This is a genomic window from Chitinophaga filiformis, from assembly GCF_900102545.1.
Lineage (GTDB): Bacteria > Bacteroidota > Bacteroidia > Chitinophagales > Chitinophagaceae > Chitinophaga > Chitinophaga filiformis.
Genome location: NZ_FNBN01000006.1, coordinates 312,762 through 331,660, shown reverse-complemented (window position 1 = coordinate 331,660; position 18,899 = coordinate 312,762). Strand labels below are relative to the sequence as shown.

The following is an 18,899-nucleotide window of genomic DNA, read 5'->3' as shown; positions in this document are numbered from 1 at the left end:
GAAAAATCTGTCATGAAAATTATTTGCGTCGGAAGAAATTATGCAGATCATGCAAAGGAACTGAAAAACGAGGTGCCAACTGAACCAGTGATTTTCATGAAGCCGAAGAATGCATTGTTACAGAACAATCACCCGTTTTATTATCCTGAGTTTACTGACAATCTTCACTACGAATGTGAGTTGGTGTTGCGTATCAGCAAGAACGGTAAACATATCCAGGAGAAATTTGCGGATAAATATTATGATCATATCGGCGTCGGCATTGACTTTACCGCTCGTGATCTGCAGGAAAAGCAGAAGCAGAAGGGATTGCCCTGGGAGATTGCCAAAGCTTTTGACAATTCTGCGGTAGTTGGACAATTCATTCCTATTACAACTGAGATGGACAAGAAAGATATCAATTTCTGTCTCTATAAGAATAAGGAACTGATGCAACAGGGAAATACCAAAGACTTGTTGTTCACTTTTGATTTCCTTATCGCCTACATCTCAAAATTCTTCACCCTGAACATAGGTGATCTTGTATTTACAGGCACACCTGCGGGTGTAGGACCAGTTGAAATAGGGGACACGCTGGAAGCATTTATTGAAAATGACAGCCTGCTGGAGTTTATGATAAAATAGATCCCATGCAATTATAAGGAACGCTTAACGCAAACTGTTATCTCTTGCGTTAAGCGTTTTTGTTTTATATCTAAATCCATATCCTGCATCCGGAAGAAACTTTAGTATAAAGTACATTTATGGGCAATAACCTGCCTTCCGCATATTATGCAGTGTATTATCTAAGGCTGGCAGAACAAAACTACTATCCGGAGAATTTCAATAATGAGGTGAAGGGCTGACAGATAGTTTACGTTAATGACAGATTTCAGATGGTAACGTTCATAGTCAGGACGTGCGTAGTCTTCAATTCACTGTTGCGGTTATCAGGGAATGTTATTATAGATCACATCAAGTATCCTCGTCAAATCAGCATAATCATTTTCCGTTAATCCTGCCCAACCCGTTTTTCGCATTTCCAGTACCAGGGGTCTTACATCCTTATACTTTTCCGAGCCTTTGGCAGTCAGCTGAAGAAATACCTTACGACGGTCCTGCGGGGAGCCTTCCCTGACCACCAGTTCCTTTTTTACCAGCAATTCAATAATACGGGAAACAGTGGTAATGTCTTTTGAGGTCACTCTGGCAAGCTCATTGTGGGTGATTTTCTTGTGCTTATAGAGGTTTTCAATTAATAACCACTGGTCTACGGTAATATCTTTCTTGTGGGCGTCAAAGGTTTTTTGCCAGTAATTCCGTATCCGTTTTAAGGTAGCGTCCAACTTAAAAAAAGACGGATTGCTTACAAAAGTATCAGTCATATTTGTTAATTTGCAATAGCAATAGTTGCTTTAGCAACTAATAGTACTCACACACCAAAACAATTCTTACGTGTTTAAAGATAGCATAAGTGTTCCAACTTTAAAAGCTGCTGTTCCCGGTAAGGAGCGGTCTTCCGGCAAACAGGTTACACTATTAAAAGCTTACCGCTTCATGTGTCAGGCTGCTGAGATGGCTGCCGTCTACGAAGCGAACCGCAATATCTGCAAATATGTACATTCCACTTCCCGCGGTCATGAGGCTATTCAGATCGCTGCAGGCATGCAGTTAAGCCCCTGGGATTATGCCAGTCCTTATTACAGGGACGACAGCATGCTCCTGGCGATGGGCTTTACGCCCTATGAACTGATGCTGCAGCTACTGGCCAAAAGGGACGATCCGGCCTCCGGAGGGCGTTCTTACTACAGTCATCCCAGCAGCCTGGACCCTGAGAAACCCTGTATCCCACATCAGAGCAGTGCCACGGGCATGCAGGTCATCCCAGCCACCGGTATGGCGCAAGGTATTCGCTACCTGGAAAAGATAGGGGCTACTTGTTTAAGGACAGGTCCTAAAGGTGAAGCGCCGGTAGTGCTTTGTTCCCTGGGTGATGGCAGTGTAACGGAAGGAGAGGTGAGTGAGGCCTGGCAGAGTGCTGTGTTGTGGGAATTACCTGTTATTTACCTCGTACAGGACAATGAGTGGGGTATTTCGGCCAGTGCCGAAGAGACCCGGGTAATGGATGCCTATGAGTATGCGGCCGGCTTTAAAGGCATGGAACGCATGCGTGTGGACGGTAGTAATTTCGAAGAGTGTTTTCATGCAATGGGCGCAGCTATCGGTTATGTACGCCAGGAACGGAAGCCCATCCTGGTACACGCCTGTGTGCCTTTGTTAGGGCATCATACCTCCGGTGTACGGAAGGAATGGTACCGTACAGAAGAAGATTTGGCGTTGCATGCGGCAAAGGATCCTAAACCGCTGTTGAGGGAGCGGTTGCTAGAGATAGGTGTATTGGAGAAGGATCTGTTGGCAATAGAGTCAGACACCCCAAAATATATCAGTCTTGAATTTGACCGGGCAAAAGAAGCATCGGACCCTACTGTTGATTCAGTAGCAGACCATGTCTTTGCTCCGGCAGCTGTTACCGCTGAAAAAGGTAACAGGTTTCCTACCAACGGTAATAAGGTTATGATGGTGGATGCCGCTCTGCACGCGGTAGAGGAGATTCTTCAACAGTTCCCCGAAGCTATCTTTTTCGGTCAGGACGTAGGTCGCAGGCTCGGAGGCGTATTCCGGGAGGCAGCTACGCTGGCGGAAAAATTTGGTGATAACAGGGTGTACAACACTGCCATCCAGGAAGCCTATATCGTTGGTTCGACCGCCGGCCTTTCAGCTGTGGGTGTCAAACCCATAGTAGAGATCCAGTTTGCTGACTATATCTATCCCGGCTTTAACCAGCTGGTGACCGAGATCTCCAAATCCTGTTACCTGAGCAATGGGAAGTTCCCCGTGCAGACACTTATACGCGTTCCTATCGGCGCATATGGTGGTGGCGGACCTTACCATTCCGGTAGCGTGGAATCCACTCTGCTGACCGTCAAAGGCATCAAAGTGGTGTACCCTTCCAATGCCGCCGACATGAAGGGACTCATGAAGGCAGCCTTCCTCGATCCCAATCCTGTGGTCATGCTGGAACACAAAGGTCTTTACTGGAGTAAAGTGCCCGGTACACAGGGCGCCATCACCGTAGAGCCAGACGCCGACTACGTATTGCCATTGGGTAAGGGAAGGATCGTGCAAAATGCTCATCCCCGCGACCTGAAAAAAGGGGATACGCTTTGTGTTATCACTTACGGCATGGGCGTATACTGGTCACAGGCCGCCGCTGCCAGTTTCCCGGGCCAGGTAGAGATCATTGATCTGCGTACTTTATTTCCGCTGGATGAAGAACTGATCTTTTCTACGGTCAAAAAACATGGCAAGGTGCTCATCTTAACAGAAGAGCAGCTGAACAATTCATTCGCACAGGCACTGGCAGGACGGATTCAACGCGCTTGTTTCAAATCACTGGACGCACCGGTCTTTACGCTGGGCGCCCTTGATCTGCCGGCAGTACCGATCAATACCATACTGGAAAATGCGATGTTGCCGAATCCCGAAAAGGTAGCAGCAGCAATGAAAGAATTGTTATCTTATTAAATATTAGAAACTTTTTAAGGGTAGCTCTTGGCTTTTAGGAAATTCCCTATTATCTTTGCACTCCCGTTTTGGACGAGTGGGAAATATGGCGAGGTAGCTCAGGCGGTTAGAGCGCAGGATTCATAACCCTGAGGTCAAGGGTTCAACTCCCTTTCTCGCTACGAATTAAAAAGGCTTTCAGGCAGACGCTTGAAAGCCTTTTTTGTTGTGAATATTAGTTGTAACCATTTATCAAGTTAACAACCACCTGCACAATTATATCTTTTTCATCTGGTTTACTTTCGGCAATCATAAGCGTAAGTGCTACTAACGCATTATCTGCAATACGTTTAGATCCATCCTCCCGATAAAGAATATTATTCTTCTCAAGAAACCATACGAACAAGAATGCAGCGATTCTCTTATTCCCATCTGAAAAAGAATGGTTCTTTACAACGAAATATAAGAGATGTGCGGCCTTCTCCTCAATACTAGGATATAATTCTTGTCCTCCAAAAGATTGATAAATTGTTGAGATAGAACTTCGGAAAGATTCATCTTTTTCATTTCCAAATAAGTTACTTCCTCCAAATTTATTTCTTAGCCCATAAATAGCTTTTGTTGCTTCTTCATATGTGAAGACAAAAGAGTCATGGAGATGGATAGCTTCAATTGTCAAATTGCGATGGTCGTATTTATCTAAAACATCCAGCGCATAAGTATAATCTGTAATTACTTTTAATAATCCCGTAGCTTCATCATTTGATAATTCCTGCGTGCTTGCAATATTGCTCATTAGTCGCACTGTTTGTTTTAGTGCTTCGAATTGCTGCTTTTGTTCGTGCAGGCGTTTTTCGTTCAAGGCATAGCCTTTAATAAGATATTCTTTTAGCACTTTGTTTGCCCATATACGAAACTGAATGCCGCGTTTGGATTTAACCCGATATCCTACTGAAATAATTACATCCAATGAATACTGTTCAATTTTTCGCTTAATCGCTCTTTTACCCTCATTTTGAACTGTCAAGGATTCCTTGACAGTTGCATTTCTCTCAAGTTCTCCTTCATTGAAAATATTATTTATGTGTAAGCTGATGTTCTGCTTGCTGCTTTGAAATAATTCAGCCATCTGATTTTGGGAGAGCCAAACAGTATCCTGATCAAGAGTAACATCTATAGACGTCTCCCCATCGGATGTCTGATAAATAACTATCTGATTATTTTCTATCATCATTGATCGTATTACTATGAAGGTAGCATATCCATAGTTAGAGGTGGTTAAAGGTTTTAAAAAAACTTTCAGGCAAACGCATGAAAGCTTTTTTCTTTAACTGCAATAATGCATGGTGCACTACTCCTTTATTATCCAGGTCTGTATTGTTTACTTAAATTGTTAACGTGGCAAATCTATTGGTGACAGCAGCCAGGATATACCATCTTCTTTTTGTTTAACATGCCAGATAGTAGCTCCAACTGTTAATTCCTCCGTCAATATACCATGTAGCATAAAAGGAGGGATCCACATTAGTTCTATTTTCCCGTCACCATACCAGCCTGCATCCAAAAACATTTCCTTTGCTATACTAATATATTCCTCCGCGTTATTCAAGCACTCTTCCGGACTAATAGTGAAATTCAGGTTATCTATCCACTCATATGCTTCCACTCTAAAGGTTCTCAATGTTTCCGGTGGATAGGTGATTATTTTACTTTTATCTCTTTGACTATTCATATATTTTCCTTTTTCTGGTATAGCAAGATTTTTCCAAACTATTCATCAACTGATAAACGATTCCGGACCAGGTTGAACCGGGCAACTCTATCTGGTGATAAAAGCCAGGATACCCCATCTTCTAATTGTTTAACATGCCAGATTAGTAACTCCAAGGGTAAGCTCCGCTGTTGGGCTACTCCGCAACATAAAAGGAGGAATCCACATGAGTTCTATTTTTCCGTCGCCGTCCCAGCCTGCATCTAAGAACATTTCCCTTGCTATACTGAGATATTCCTCCGCGTTTTTCAAACACTCTTCCGGATTGATGGTGAAATTCAGATTATCTATCCATTGATACGCTTCCACGCTAAAGGTTCTTAATGTCTCTGGAGGATAGGTTATTATTTTACTTTTATCTCTTTGGGTATTCATATATTTTGCCGTTCTGTGTTGTTTGCTGTTTTTTTTTAATAATGTAATATTAATAATCAGGAATCTAAGATAGCAAGTCTGATAGCAACTGGAGGGATATTACACCTGTTTTCGCTAGAATATAGGCCGTGCTTTTAAAGAATTTCTCTAAAAGCTTTTTATTTTGGTTGAGATTGTTTCATGTTTCATCCCACTTTTTTGTAATTTTCTATATCTAACCAACCCCGAACATGGAAGTCATGGGTAAATGTTATAAGTTTTAACCAATCAGGTACTAATTATTCTCAAATGAAAGAACTACTTGATGATCTCCTTCAAAGATGGGAGCAGGCATTCGATGATATACATTTAATTGACTATTATGGAGATGCGGTCAATACCATTCAATACTCAAATGGTAGTCGATATGACATCTCAAAATTTAACAGGACATCATTTCCAAGTGGTGGTCCCATGATAGAAGACAGCCCCGGATTGGAACATTCCGATCTGTATAAATATGGATTCAATGAAACAGGATTACCCTGTTACATTGAGTTCGGGCATGTGTATAATAAAGTAGCCTGGAAAGGTTTTTACACATATAGTGGCGACGAGGTAAAATATATAGAATTCTGTCTTAATACAGGTGTGCCTTCTGTATTTGCCCGAATGGTTTTCCTGGATGGCAGGAAAGTTATGCTGCAACACCTGGTCGTGAATAGCAGGGGGAGTGGATACCCACATTTAACGCCGCAGGAGAGAATAAATGAGTTGAAGAATGATGAATCTTCTTTCTTTATTACAGCTACCAGCTTTAAATATGAAGGTGATAGAATTAATACATCCTCCAGTATTCATAATACGCCTGGTTTAGGAATGTATACGACCACTGGTGAATATATCTATGACGAACCGGGAGTTCTTGAGAAAATCAGGACCTTTTTTGAAGACGGAAGAAGCCAACTTAGTTATTGCAGAAACAAGGAGAATCTTGATTTAGCCGCGCTTATAGATAAACTTGCATCGGCTATGGCAAGTGCAATAGTTGAAGTCCTGACATATCAAAATATACAGGAGCCGATTGCTCTTCTTGAGTTATATTATCATTTAGGGGATAATTATCATCCTATTTTGTCATGGCAATCGACTAAAGAAATAGAAGAAAAAATACAGCGTGGCGATATTCCTTTTATCAATGATAAATATGGAGGGCCGGGTGTAGATATAACACCTTTTGAAGATCTTTTTGTTTTGCTTGAACAAATGATGAATGAGAATGATGACATGGAGCCTGGCAGTGTGATGCTACGTAAGGCCTGCACTATTCTAACCGAGGGTAAGCTTTTTGGTAAAATAGAGGCTACGGAAGATTTTGCTGCATACGCTATCGACTGGTCTATTGAGGGACATAATGATGAAGAGCTTGAAGAGATCCTGTCAGAATGTGGGGTGAAACAAGATGTAATAGCAATATGGAGGCAAAAGGGAATGCTTCCTTTATAAGAAAGTGATTCTATATAATTCATCAATATTTCAAAGAAATAATCTTTCTAGGAATATATCTTTTGCTGCTTGTATCAGCAAGTAAAGGCATGCACCGGAAACATACAGGCAATTGTTGCAGGAAATTGTAGTTGTCCGGTGCATTGAAATAATTGATCTAAGTTTTACATAAGGGAGAGCTATAGCTATCACTTACCTATCAAACCTGATATAACATTTACTCCTACTTCCTTAGCTACATCAAGTACCCATACTCCCAATTTCTTCAGATATTTCACCATTGTAGAACCATCCTGGCTTACTGCAGCTTGTTCAGCATGAATAATATCTGACAGCGCAATAATCTGCGCATCATTCTGAGGAATATTATATAGTGCTTCTTTGAGTTTTTTGATTTCCTCGAGTATTACACTATAATCATAATCTGGAGATGCTGAAGTTACGTTTCCATAATTAACAGCGCCACTGCCAACAGCACCAATTGCAGAATTGTGTATACTTATTTTGTCTCCCATAACGAAGTCATTGTTTTTCATAATGATTTTTCTGAATTGTTATCAAATGAGCCTACTTTACCAATCTTTGAATTGTGAATCTCATATTTGTCGCGTCCAACGTGATCTCCGAATATAATCTTGTCGCCGTTGAAGTTAACAGTGGTATTAACTGGTTCTGTAGCATTCATGGCTGACGTAATTCTGTTACGTACCTGGAGTATTCCCTCTCTGTCAGTACTACTTAGCGTATAATGATAGGAAGAATTTAATTCAATAATAAGTGCATATAACTTTGGGCGGAAGTATTCATAGATGCCATATCCTGCGATTGCTGCTGCAAGAATGCTGATAATTCCCCAACCTTTTGTTGAGAAAGACAGAAAGAATACTATTACTGCTATTGCCAGTGCAAGAGGTGAAATTCGATGAGACCTTTTAAGTTCATACGTCCCGACTCTTGTTACATTTCTTAATTGAATAGTTGTTCCACCAAATGATATAGTTTGATTAGTGAATGTTAACGAGCCGCGATACGGTTTGCTACCTTCTCCTTTGCTGTTCCTCATGTTGTCGATTTTAGGGTCAAATAATAGCTGTAACGGGGATATCAGGTATTTAAAATACGAAAAAAAAATTATTGTAGGAAATAACATCATCTCTTTGTAACAGAGCTGCCCCTTCCCTTGTAAGAAAGGAGCGGTAATAATGCAGTCCTAATAGTTGTATTCGGTATATGATATGCAGTTTGCAAAAGTGATCATTAAATAGTGATCATTAAATGTTAACAATAACAACAAAGACTCCAGGCTATTCCCCGAAGCTTTTGTCGCCGCAGCACCTTGCGAATTGATATACTGGGAGGGCACCAGATCTCCGGGTGGCAGACTGCTGCCTGTTGAAGTGAGTGACCCGCCATCAGGTAAGGCACTCTTTTGTTTTCCACCACTGGTAGGTCCTGCGCCTGCATACTGGCACAGAGTGCCGGCAAGCTTACAGATGTAAGCAATAGTTTCCTCTCATATATATAGTCAGATATTGAAAGTTCAGTTAATGCCACCGTCAGAACAGGTAGGATAAGGGATGAAACTATAAAAATGGAAGGAAGGATGTGTTATGAAATCGTAAAGGGGCCTGGAACAAATATTTTAATGCAATAAAAGAGGCAGGGATATCAAGTTTTCCCTGCCTCTACTATCTAGTGCGAGTTAAGATATGAGCACCTTCACTTCCAAAAATGCTTCTAATCCAAATGCTCCGTTTTCTCTTCCGATGCCTGAATGTTTGAACCCACCGAAGGGCGCCAGAGGATCATGTTTCAATGTATTGATCAATACCCTGCCTGCCTGAAGCCGGGACGCAATCTTTTCCGCGCGACTAACATCTTTTGAACTGATATAAGCCATCAATCCATAATCAGTATCATTGGCAATAGCTATTGCTTCTTCCTCATTACGATAAGGGATGACACTAAGCACAGGCCCAAATATCTCTTCTCTCGCAATACGCATGTTATTGTTGACGCCCATAAAAATAGTGGGCTTCACATAATAACCATCCTCAAGTCCTTTGGGACGACCAGGTCCCCCCCATATTACTTCGGCGCCCTCTTCAATACCGATGCCGATATATTGTTGTATACGATCATATTGCTTCTGGCTGGCAACCGGACCGACATTGATACCGTCATAGTAAGGTTTGCCTACTTTAAAGTGTCCAGCAGCCTTTAACAACGCTTCTCTTACTTCAGCCGTTTTGGCTTCAGGTATCAGCAAACGCGAGCCTGCAATGCATGCTTGTCCGTTGTTCATGAAAGCTGCCTGCAGAGCCATAGGGATTGCTATGGAGAGGTCTGCATCATCTAAGATAATATTGGCAGATTTACCACTGAGCTCTAATGTGAGTCTTTTCATTGTGGCAATAGATTGCTGTGCAATGATTTTTCCCACCTGTGTAGAACCGGTAAAAGCGATCTTTGTAACCGCCGGACTTTCCATCAGTGCCTTGCTGATAACGTCTCCCCGTCCATTGACCATATTCACCACACCGGCAGGTAGACCCGCCGCATCAATGCATTCCATGATGATCTGCGACTGCCAGGGACTAAACTCGCTCGGTTTGATAATCACTGTACAACCTGCAGCCAGCGCAGGAGCGAGCTTCACTGCAATTGATCCGGAACTGGAATTCCAGGGCGTAAACAACGCTGCAACGCCAACCGGCTCCATCACAATTTTCGATTCATTGATCTTCTTTTCAAATGGATAGTGTTCGAGGATCGATATATGGCTTGAGAATGTGGTTGCTGCAAGCATATTTGACCACTTAGCCCGTTCTTTGGTGGCGCCATATTCAGTAATGGTAGCTTCAATAAGATCATCCATTCTCTTCATAATCTCGTTATGGATGTTTTGAAGATAAGTTGTCCGTTCTTTTATTGTGCTTTGGGAGTAGTGTTTTAAAGCCTCGCTTGCCGCGGCAATGGCGTCATTTGTATCGCTTTCGTTAGCATATGTGAGCTGCGCTACTACCGAGCCATCTACAGGGCTAATGATATCTGCCTTCTCTGTTCCCTTCGGGGTAATAAATTTCCCGTTAATGTAAATTCGATCTATGTTTTTCATTGTTCCTTTTTATACAAAAGTACCGCGGTGTTAGACATTCACTTTTGCTATAAAGGTCAATTTGCTTTGTTGTAAAGTTCAGCTATGCTTGAGGGATAACATTGCCTTGGCAAGCACTTCTCAATAGAGAGGGATTGATTTTAATCCGTTATTGAATAATAAGAATCTACAGCGGCTTGCCCGGTATAATTAGGACCGGCCTTATCATCTGCGCCCCTATAAATAAGATTTAATTTGATATCTCTCGGACCTTCACATGTAATTAGTTTCCTTCGGGCGTTATATCCGATTTCATTTTCCTTGAACAACTTCTTTAGGTAATTTCTCTTCTGATCGCCTTCAATCTTAATATTATTCAAATCAAGATTTGCCATCATTATGCCGTGTTCACTAATTGCCTTCAATCCCTTCATCAGAACTTTAAGTTTATCGCCAACATAGTGAAGGCCGTGAACACAGGTAATCAGATCAAACTGCTCCTCATCTTCCCAATCAACAAGCGAACATATCTCAAATTGCAGGCAGTTGATAGCGAGTGGGATTGATTCAAACTGATCTACTAGATCAATGCCTTTTAATGTGATTCGCTCCTGCAGGTTTTTGTCCGCTACTTCTTTGGCATACTGAATCAGTGCATTGCCTTCTCCACAGCATAGATCCAACCATTTCGCATATTTTCGTTCTTCCAGACATTTATTCAAATATACGCCCGGATTAAAATTCAACTCCTTTTCATAGCTGTTTACCCCGCTTGCTATTCGCTTCCGGTTCATCCGATTGTTAGCAACAATTGGCGACCAGATTAACTGGTTTTCTGTTAATAGTTCCATACTAATTAAACGTACAACCATAAAGTTATTAAGAAATTCTCCCACTGTGAGTCTTTTTCCGTAGAATCATAGGCATTGTCAATTATACCTACTGATAAGGCTTACCACCACTTGGGCGCTTTCTCATTGATGGGATATCCCTGGATAAGATAATCCTTGAAAATTGTGTAGCTGTATGCAGAACTGAATGCCTCTGATCGAATATAATCATCGAGATAGTATTATTCAGATTCAATGGAAACCATATTGTCTAACGAACTGTTCGGAAAATCCGAACTCTTGATAAAATAACATCAGAATGCGTCATTATTCTACATTTCTGCCTCCACATGCCCCTCCATTCGAACTATCAGCGCTCCCCAGTACTTAAATTTCCCCCAATAATTTCATTTAGTGCAAACGATTGCATAACTTACAACAAGATTCCAGGTTTATGAAAAAGAAGGAGTAACACCCACTATTATCTATCCCCTCTTTTTCTCAATTAAAAATGCCGTCATAATAGCACCGTTGCCATTAAAGACAACGCATGACAAGCCTTTGCCTGTAATCTACGAACACTAGTATTGAACACATAATTCGATATTAATAATGATCCGTCACCTGCTCTTAACAGGACTTATCTTTTGTCTGCTATTGTCAACTGCACAGGCGCAGCAAAGCCAGCGCCTTACACAGAATTGGGAATTCTTAAAGGAAGATCTAAGCAGCGCATGGGAAGCTGTACGCCCCGCTGCAGAAGGTAGCCCGGAATCCGTGCCCTTGTGGGAAAAGGTCACCTTACCTCATTGCTTCAACGCAAAAGATGCTGTAGATCCCGACGTGAATTATTACCAGGGACCGGGTTGGTATAGAACAACATTGGAAATTACAAACCCATATACACAGGGTCGTACCCTGCTACATTTCGAAGGCGCCGGACAAAAAACAGACGTATACATTTACACGACGCTCGTTGCTCATCATACAGGTGGTTATGACGCATGGACGGTAGACGTTACCGACGCTATACAACAATTCCTGCAAAGCCCTGATGCCAAACGGTACAAAGGGAAAGTACCATTGGAAATCCGCTGTAGCAACGCACGGGATGCTGAGATGATCCCTTCTTCTATGTCAGACTTTAATGTGTATGGAGGCCTATACCGGTACATAAACCTGGTATACACGCCGGCATTATCCTTTGAACAATTACATATACAGCCACAGGTAGATGCACAGGGAAAAACAGGTGTGGTACAATTACGTGCAGCGTTCCGTAATCCACAACATGCTGAGCAGGCTACGCTTGATATCAACATACTTGACCCTCAGAGAAAAGTAGTACAACACTACAAACAACAGGTATTACTGAAAGATAGCATCCTGGCAATACCTCCAATTACTATCAGGAAACCTTGGTTATGGTCACCTGGTCAACCGCAGTTATATACAGTGCAGGCCAGTATCAAGAGCTCTGCTGGAGAAGCTGTCTGGCAAGGACATTTCGGCTTCCGGCATTTTGAATTTGTAACGCACGGACCTTTTATGCTGAATGGACAGCGTCTCCTGTTGCAAGGCACGCACCGGCATGAAGATGGTGCTGGTGTTGCGGCAGGACTTACTGAAGATATGATACGCCGGGAAATGAAAATGATAAAGGACATGGGCGCCAACTTTATACGACTGGGGCATTATCAGCAGTCGTCTTTAGTGCTTGACTTATGTGATAGCCTGGGCATACTGGTGTGGGAAGAAATTCCCTGGTGCCGCGGTGGATTAGGAGGTGAAGTATACAAAGGGCAGGCACGCCGCATGCTGACAAACATGATCAGCCAACATGCTAATCACCCTGCAGTGATCTTATGGGGGTTGGGAAATGAAAATGACTGGCCTGGTGATTTCCCCGAGTTTGACAAACAGAAGATCCGCGCTTTCATGAGCGAACTTAATGCGCTGGCGCATCAACTGGATAGCTCACGTAAAACAACCATTCGTCGCTGTGATTTCTGTAAGGATATTGTAGACGTATATTCTCCTTCCATCTGGGCTGGCTGGTATCGCGGTCGCTACACAGAGTATAAGGATGAAACCTTAAAAGCCATTGCTGATGTTCCTCATTTCTTTCATGCGGAATGGGGCGCTGACAGCCATCAGGGCCGGCATGCAGAATATCCTGAAGCTGCCTTGAAAAAAGTAGCCACCGGCAAAGGCACAGATGAACGCACTGGCGACTTCGCACTTACCGGTGGTAGTGCCCGTGCATCCAAAGATGGCGACTGGTCAGAAACATATGCGTGTAAACTTATCGACTGGCATTTGAAAGAACAGGAAACAATACCACAACTTACAGGCAGCGCTTACTGGATCTTTAAAGATTTCTCCACACCCTTACGGCCAGACAATCCTGTGCCATATGTAAACCAGAAAGGTGTAGTAGCCCGTGATCTTACACCGAAAGAATCTTACTATGTATTCCAATCCTACTGGACCACACGGCCCATGGCACATATTTACGGACACAATTGGCCAATACGCTGGGGTAAAGATGGAGAAGACAAAATGATATGGGTGTACTCTAACTGTCCCGAAGCAGAACTGTTTGTAAACGGTAAAAGTTATGGTGTTAAAAAACGTAACAGCCAGGACTTCCCTGCAGCCGGCCTTCGCTGGCAACTGCCTTTGCACAAAGGAGAATACCAGGTGAAAGTAGTAGCTCGTAAAGGAAAAGAAACTGTAACAGATGAAGTGTCGTTTTCTTATCAGACAGCGCAATGGACCAAACCTGCGAGCCTGGCAATGGAGAAGACAATTACCGGCGACACAGCTATAATAAAGGTTAAGCTGCTGGATGCTCAGGGTGTACCCTGTCTGGACGCAGCAGACTATATCAATTTTTCCATTGCAGGAAATGGCATGCTGATAGATGATCAGGGAACTGCCGGCGGATCACGTGGAGTACAAGTGGCCAACGGACAGGCGCAGATCAGTGTACAGTTGAATAAAGGGAAAAGTACGGTAGGAGCTATCGTAAAAGGGATACCGGTAGCGTTTATTGCTTTATAATGCTTCCCGTCCCAGATAATGTAGCTGCCCCGTAAAGAGGTAATGACTGTATAAACCTTAGAATAACCACAAAAGATAATTACACTTAAACACCTATAAACGCGTAGCTCACATAAAACATAATACTATGAGGAAAGTATTTTTCAGTGTAGTCATTATCATGATATCATTCCGGCTACAGGCGCAAACGCAGGCCAGCGCTGATAAAGGCGACGAACAAGGCCTTTTATTGCAAAAAGGAGCTGAACGGGATCAGGCAGCTATCAATGAAGCTGTAAATGGCTGGTGGAAGCGTAGCATGGAAAATCACGATACCCGCATTGCCTGGTGGCGGGAAGCTAAATTTGGCTGCTTCATTCACTGGGGAGTGTATTCCACTGCAGGCGGTGAATGGAATGGCAAAAAGGTGGATGGCTATGCAGAACACCTGATGCGTAAAGAGACGATACCCAGAGCCGTGTACAAAGAGAAACTGCTGAAAACATTCAACCCGGAACAGTTCGATGCTGATGCCTGGGTAAGAATGATAAAAGCCGCCGGTATGCGCTACCTGATCATTACGTCTAAACATCATGACGGCGTGGCCATGTATCCTTCAGCAGTAAGCGATCTGAATATCAGTGCTTCTCAATTTAAACGTGATCCTATGCAGGAGCTGTCTGCTGCCTGTAAGAAGTACGGCATCCGCTTCGGATTCTATTATTCACATGCTTTCGACTGGGAGCATCCAGATGCTCCGGGTAACGACTGGGATTATGATAATCCTGCTGGCGATAAACGTTTATGGGGAGGACTCAATTGGTTTGATGTGCATCCTGAAAAATTGCCCAAAGCAGTGAAGTACGTGAACGAAAAAGCGATACCACAGATAGTAGAATTGATCCGGAAATACCACCCGGATATACTATGGTTTGATACTCCTAGTAAATTACCCTTAAGTGAAAATATCCGCATCTTAAAAGCGATCCGTGAAGTAGACAACAACGTTGTAGTAAATGGCCGCCTGGCACGTACTCCCCGTATCTCTTTTGGTGATTATATAAACACATCCGATCGTCCTGCAGAATTTTACCCGGTTACCGGCGACTGGGAAGCCATTCCTACCACAAATGAATCCTATGGTTATTCAAAGTACGACGACAGCCATAAGCCAGCCGGCTTCTTCGTAAGATTGCAGGCCAAAGCTGCTGCCAGGGGAGGTAACCTGCTGATGAACATCGGCCCTATGGGCAATGGATTGGTAGATCCGCGTGATACAGTTATCCTGCACAGTATTGGCGCCTGGATGCAAACGAATGGCGAAAGCATTTATGGTACTACCGCATCTCCACTGCCTTTGCAACCCTGGGGAGAAAGTACCCTGAAGGGTAATCGCCTGTACCTGCATGTATTTGACTGGCCATCAAAAGCGCCTCTATACGTGGGCGGATTGAAGAGCAATGTCCGCAAAGCCTGGCTACTGGCAGACCCGCAACAGAAGGCCCTGCCTGTAAAACGGGTGAACGACAGGGATATCACAATTGCCTTGCCCGCTAAAGCAATTGATTCCATGAACAGCGTAATCGTACTGGAAATGCAGGAAGTGAAAACGGATAGCATCCGTGTACTGGATACCCGCTCTATCACTAATGTACTGCGGGCTTTCGACGGTACGTTGCATGGAGACGGTTTCCAGTATGGCGATGGCAAAGCACCGAAATATTACGTATATAACTGGACCAGACCTGAACAGTATATCAGTTGGACGTTCCGGTTGACAGAGCCGGCGCGTTTCCATACGAATATCAAATATTCAGCAGATTCCACTACCAGCGAAAATAAATTCATAGTGACGGTAAATGGGAAAACACTCAATGGGACAACCCAGGCAGTGCCTAAGGAAAAGATCATGACTCAGGCTTTAGGAGATCTGTCTTTACCTGCCGGTGTACATACCTTAAGCATCCGGCCGGAGGCAATCAGGGGTAAGGAATTGATGAAATTATTTGAGATCACTTTAGCACCTTAATAACTGGCAGAAAAATTTATACAGATGATATTCAGGAAACCTTTTCCAGCCTTTTTATTGGCAGCCCTCCTTGCGGGAGCAGGTCTGCATGCTGGTCCGGCAGACCAGTTCCTGCAGGCCTTAAAAAACAGTAAAGCGACCGTTGTTATGGCCAATGGAGAGCCTGCTCCTGCTACCGTGCAAGTCTCGCGTACCTGGGAAGGAGATTTTTGTACCGCACGGATAGTAAATACGGGGAATACGCCGGTACGCATCCGCGAAGTAATACTGGCACAGGCAGGTAAAATATTAGCGCGCAATACACCCTTTTACGCTGAGGGATTCCAGATGCTGACGCAGACAAGTGGCACCCTTGAAAAACCGCAGGTGCTTGGGAATTATACTGACGATGGACATTACAGGATACCGCAGCCAGCCGGCTATCTGGCTGTGTATAACTTGTTACGGTTATATCCGGAAGGAGAACCGGAACTGCTGGCAGGATTTACCAGTTGCAGGCGTTTTGTCGGCAAGTTCTATCTCAATGCAGACACTATTAAAGTGGCAATGGACCTGGAGAACCTGTTCCTGGCTCCCGGCGCAACCTTTCAACTGGAAGAATGGACCCTGCTGAAGGGTAGGGAAGGGAATGCCCTGCTCGAAAAATTCGCCGGTCGTATCAATCATCATCATCCACGGCTGGCCTTTAAAGAGCCACCTACCGGATGGTGTAGCTGGTATTGTTTTGGTCCGCGGGTAACTGCGCAGAATATCTATGATAACCTGGATTACATTAAGGCTAATATACCCGCCCTGCGATATATACAGATAGATGACGGGTATCAGCCGCATATGGGCGACTGGCTGTCGACAGGCCAATCATTTGGCGGTAATATACAGCCAGTGTTGAGTAGTATACGGAGCAAAGGTTTTGAGCCTGCTATATGGGTCGCCCCCTTTATTTGCGACAGTAATTCAATAGTGTACAAAGAGCATCCTGACTGGCTGGTGAAAGACGCAAACGGTAAGCCATTGCGTAGTGACCTGGTAACGTTTGGGGGCTGGCGACTCAAACCCTGGTACGTACTGGATGGTACCAATCCGGCAGTGCAGAAACACCTGGAAGCGTTGTTCCGCACTATGCGTGAGCAATGGGGATGTACCTACTTTAAACTGGATGCCAATTTCTGGGGCGCTATACATGGTGGCCATTTCTATGACAAACAGGCTACCCGTGTAGAGGCTTACCGCCGCGGTATGGAAGCTATACTCAAAGGAACCGGAGATGCCTTTATACTGGGTTGTAATCATCCGCTTTGGCCTTCATTAGGTCTTATACATGGCTCCCGCAGCTCGATGGATATCAAACGTCAATGGACTACTTTTGAGCGCTCAGGAAGGGAGAATCTGTACCGTTCCTGGCAGAATGGACGTTTATGGTGGAACGATCCGGATTGCCTGCTGTTGACCGGTAAAATGCCGGATAACGAATTTCGTTTTCATGCAGCATTGATATACGGCACTGGTGGAATGTTGTTAAGTGGCGATGACCTGACCACAATTACTCCCGAACGCTTAAACATCTTACGGAAAACAGTACCGCCCACCGCACATGCTGCTGCTTTTGAAAACACAAAGTTTGAAATAGGCAGATTGTCTACCTCCAATGGTAAATGCCTCGTCTTGTTAAACTGGGATAGCTCTGCTAAAACTATCACCGTTAAACTGGACAGGCCCTGCGAAATTACGGATCATTGGACAGGCAAAAGCCTGGGGAAATTCCGGGATAAATACACTGTAAATCTCAATGCGCATGATGGAAGTGTGGTAGAAATAAAGGAATAATACAGGCTGATAATAAAACATGTCAAAAGGCTTTCAGACACCCGTCTGAAAGCCTTTTAAGGGATAAATAGTAGTATGATGAAAAATCAGTTAGGCGCAGTACCATCCCTATACACTTTCACGCCTCTCCATTTTACCGTAGCAGTGCCGGTTCTTAATGTACCGTAATTACCATACTTCATATAGTTGGTAACCGCTTCATTATCGGCAATATCCGCCTTCTTGACACCATTGATATAGATTTTGATCCTGTTGCCTTTATCCTCCTGCAAATGAATGACGTTTATATGCACTTCTTTTCCATAAACGTTTGTAGCCAATGTCTGGCCAGCCCCTCTGATGGAACCTCCGTCGGCAGCATATCCACGGATCATTAACTGGGTTGCTCCCTCAGTACTGCCGAAGATCTGCATTAATGATTCATCGTCAAGTGGGGCATTGAAAGTAACATATCCCTCAAACTGGCGGCTGCCTGAGGAATACTCATTTTGCAGTCGTATTTCAGAGCGGTTCGACTTATTATTTACAATGCGGAAAGTCTCTGTACCATTGTCGTACTGGTAGTCTGCACAGATAGGGTCTCCGACAGACTTGTAAGATGTCCAGTTAAAGATCTGCAGCCCGTCCTCATCGTCCAGGTGGATTTTTTTGGTAGGAGAGTATGCCACCCAGCCGCTACCTACGGCAGAAGCTATTGTTACATCTTCGTTGATGTTAGCCGTTTCAGATGAAGGGGAAGGACGCTCATCAGGTGTTTGCGCCTCTTTTTTACAACTGCTGCTAAGAAAGATGATGAGAGATAATACCAGCAGCGGTTTTAGCTGCCATAGCAGATGTGAGGCATTGCTGCCCATTGCGGTGGTTTTCATGGTTGTTGATTTGATCAGTTAATAAATGACG

General features: G+C 43.7%; 15 protein-coding genes and 1 tRNA gene. 7 read left to right on the top strand and 9 right to left on the bottom strand.

Translation table 11 applies throughout. From position 1 onward, the window contains the following. Window positions 1-12 precede the first annotated feature (12 nt). Complete coding sequence (locus BLR32_RS23705) at window positions 13-624, top strand: fumarylacetoacetate hydrolase family protein (protein ID WP_089835332.1); 612 nt, start codon at window positions 13-15, stop codon at window positions 622-624. A 305-nt stretch (window positions 625-929) separates the two neighbouring features. Here the strand turns inward: BLR32_RS23705 and BLR32_RS23700 are convergent, their stop codons facing one another. Next, a complete protein-coding gene (locus BLR32_RS23700; protein WP_089835331.1) occupies window positions 930-1,364 on the bottom strand; it encodes a MarR family winged helix-turn-helix transcriptional regulator in 435 nt (144 codons plus the stop codon). A gap of 70 nt (window positions 1,365-1,434) precedes the next feature. On the opposite strand from BLR32_RS23700, the gene BLR32_RS23695 reads away from it, so the two are divergent. Further along, entirely contained in the window at window positions 1,435-3,564 is a 2,130-nt protein-coding gene (locus BLR32_RS23695; RefSeq protein WP_245705509.1) for an alpha-ketoacid dehydrogenase subunit alpha/beta, read from the top strand. 87 nt (window positions 3,565-3,651) lie between these two features. After that, a tRNA-Met gene (locus tag BLR32_RS23690) sits at window positions 3,652-3,725 on the top strand. A 53-nt stretch (window positions 3,726-3,778) separates the two neighbouring features. On the opposite strand, the gene rhuM is transcribed toward BLR32_RS23690, so the two are convergent. The 3 genes from rhuM to BLR32_RS23675 all read right to left on the bottom strand — a co-directional run bounded on the left by rhuM (window position 3,779) and on the right by BLR32_RS23675 (window position 5,689). After that, entirely contained in the window at window positions 3,779-4,774 is a 996-nt protein-coding gene (rhuM, locus tag BLR32_RS23685; protein ID WP_176842419.1) for a virulence RhuM family protein/type II toxin-antitoxin system death-on-curing family toxin, read from the bottom strand. Between the two features lie 162 nt (window positions 4,775-4,936). Next, window positions 4,937-5,275 carry a hypothetical protein gene (locus BLR32_RS23680; RefSeq protein ID WP_089835329.1) on the bottom strand — a complete coding sequence of 113 codons (339 nt, stop codon included), beginning with the start codon at window positions 5,273-5,275 and terminating at the stop codon, window positions 4,937-4,939. Between the two features lie 129 nt (window positions 5,276-5,404). After that, on the bottom strand, window positions 5,405-5,689 hold the full coding sequence (locus BLR32_RS23675) for a hypothetical protein (protein WP_245705508.1): 285 nt from the start codon (window positions 5,687-5,689) through the stop codon (window positions 5,405-5,407). 288 nt (window positions 5,690-5,977) lie between these two features. Between BLR32_RS23675 and BLR32_RS23670 the strand changes: the two genes are divergently transcribed. Next, complete coding sequence (locus BLR32_RS23670) at window positions 5,978-7,174, top strand: hypothetical protein (protein WP_089835328.1); 1,197 nt, start codon at window positions 5,978-5,980, stop codon at window positions 7,172-7,174. A 188-nt stretch (window positions 7,175-7,362) separates the two neighbouring features. Here BLR32_RS23670 and BLR32_RS23665 read toward each other — a convergent pair whose 3' ends face one another. The 4 genes from BLR32_RS23665 to BLR32_RS23650 all read right to left on the bottom strand — a co-directional run bounded on the left by BLR32_RS23665 (window position 7,363) and on the right by BLR32_RS23650 (window position 11,167). After that, window positions 7,363-7,710 (bottom strand): hypothetical protein, encoded by a 348-nt coding sequence (locus BLR32_RS23665; protein ID WP_089835327.1) that lies wholly within the window; start codon window positions 7,708-7,710, stop codon window positions 7,363-7,365. Continuing rightward, window positions 7,707-8,237, bottom strand: coding sequence for a DUF6232 family protein (locus BLR32_RS23660; RefSeq protein WP_143011556.1), 531 nt, complete (start codon window positions 8,235-8,237; stop codon window positions 7,707-7,709). Before BLR32_RS23660 ends, BLR32_RS23665 begins: the two co-directional genes overlap by 4 nt. Before the next feature lie 639 nt (window positions 8,238-8,876). After that, on the bottom strand, window positions 8,877-10,292 hold the full coding sequence (locus BLR32_RS23655) for an aldehyde dehydrogenase family protein (protein ID WP_089835325.1): 1,416 nt from the start codon (window positions 10,290-10,292) through the stop codon (window positions 8,877-8,879). Window positions 10,293-10,432: 140 nt separating this feature from the next. Continuing rightward, entirely contained in the window at window positions 10,433-11,167 is a 735-nt protein-coding gene (locus tag BLR32_RS23650; RefSeq protein WP_245705507.1) for a class I SAM-dependent methyltransferase, read from the bottom strand. A gap of 546 nt (window positions 11,168-11,713) precedes the next feature. On the opposite strand from BLR32_RS23650, the gene BLR32_RS23645 reads away from it, so the two are divergent. The 3 genes from BLR32_RS23645 to BLR32_RS23635 all read left to right on the top strand — a co-directional run bounded on the left by BLR32_RS23645 (window position 11,714) and on the right by BLR32_RS23635 (window position 17,999). Beyond that, complete coding sequence (locus tag BLR32_RS23645) at window positions 11,714-14,167, top strand: glycoside hydrolase family 2 protein (RefSeq protein ID WP_176842407.1); 2,454 nt, start codon at window positions 11,714-11,716, stop codon at window positions 14,165-14,167. Window positions 14,168-14,294: 127 nt separating this feature from the next. Beyond that, complete coding sequence (locus tag BLR32_RS23640; RefSeq protein ID WP_089835323.1) at window positions 14,295-16,175, top strand: alpha-L-fucosidase; 1,881 nt, start codon at window positions 14,295-14,297, stop codon at window positions 16,173-16,175. A 24-nt stretch (window positions 16,176-16,199) separates the two neighbouring features. Beyond that, a complete protein-coding gene (locus BLR32_RS23635) occupies window positions 16,200-17,999 on the top strand; it encodes a glycoside hydrolase family 36 protein (protein WP_089835322.1) in 1,800 nt (599 codons plus the stop codon). Between the two features lie 86 nt (window positions 18,000-18,085). Here the strand turns inward: BLR32_RS23635 and BLR32_RS23630 are convergent, their stop codons facing one another. Next, complete coding sequence (locus BLR32_RS23630) at window positions 18,086-18,868, bottom strand: hypothetical protein (protein WP_089835321.1); 783 nt, start codon at window positions 18,866-18,868, stop codon at window positions 18,086-18,088. Window positions 18,869-18,899: the final 31 nt, after the last annotated feature.

Excerpts from the sequence above, each read along its gene's own strand:
- BLR32_RS23705 (WP_089835332.1), top strand. The coding sequence starts at position 13 with ATGAAAATTATTTGCGTCGGAAGAAATTATGCAGATCATGCAAAGGAA.
- BLR32_RS23700 (WP_089835331.1), bottom strand. The coding sequence starts at position 1,364 with ATGACTGATACTTTTGTAAGCAATCCGTCTTTTTTTAAGTTGGACGCT.
- rhuM (WP_176842419.1), bottom strand. The coding sequence starts at position 4,774 with ATGATAGAAAATAATCAGATAGTTATTTATCAGACATCCGATGGGGAG.
- BLR32_RS23680 (WP_089835329.1), bottom strand. The coding sequence starts at position 5,275 with ATGAATAGTCAAAGAGATAAAAGTAAAATAATCACCTATCCACCGGAA.
- BLR32_RS23675 (WP_245705508.1), bottom strand. The coding sequence starts at position 5,689 with ATGAATACCCAAAGAGATAAAAGTAAAATAATAACCTATCCTCCAGAG.
- BLR32_RS23670 (WP_089835328.1), top strand. The coding sequence starts at position 5,978 with ATGAAAGAACTACTTGATGATCTCCTTCAAAGATGGGAGCAGGCATTC.
- BLR32_RS23665 (WP_089835327.1), bottom strand. The coding sequence starts at position 7,710 with ATGAAAAACAATGACTTCGTTATGGGAGACAAAATAAGTATACACAAT.
- BLR32_RS23660 (WP_143011556.1), bottom strand. The coding sequence starts at position 8,237 with ATGAGGAACAGCAAAGGAGAAGGTAGCAAACCGTATCGCGGCTCGTTA.
- BLR32_RS23655 (WP_089835325.1), bottom strand. The coding sequence starts at position 10,292 with ATGAAAAACATAGATCGAATTTACATTAACGGGAAATTTATTACCCCG.
- BLR32_RS23645 (WP_176842407.1), top strand. The coding sequence starts at position 11,714 with ATGATCCGTCACCTGCTCTTAACAGGACTTATCTTTTGTCTGCTATTG.
- BLR32_RS23640 (WP_089835323.1), top strand. The coding sequence starts at position 14,295 with ATGAGGAAAGTATTTTTCAGTGTAGTCATTATCATGATATCATTCCGG.
- BLR32_RS23635 (WP_089835322.1), top strand. The coding sequence starts at position 16,200 with ATGATATTCAGGAAACCTTTTCCAGCCTTTTTATTGGCAGCCCTCCTT.
- BLR32_RS23630 (WP_089835321.1), bottom strand. The coding sequence starts at position 18,868 with ATGAAAACCACCGCAATGGGCAGCAATGCCTCACATCTGCTATGGCAG.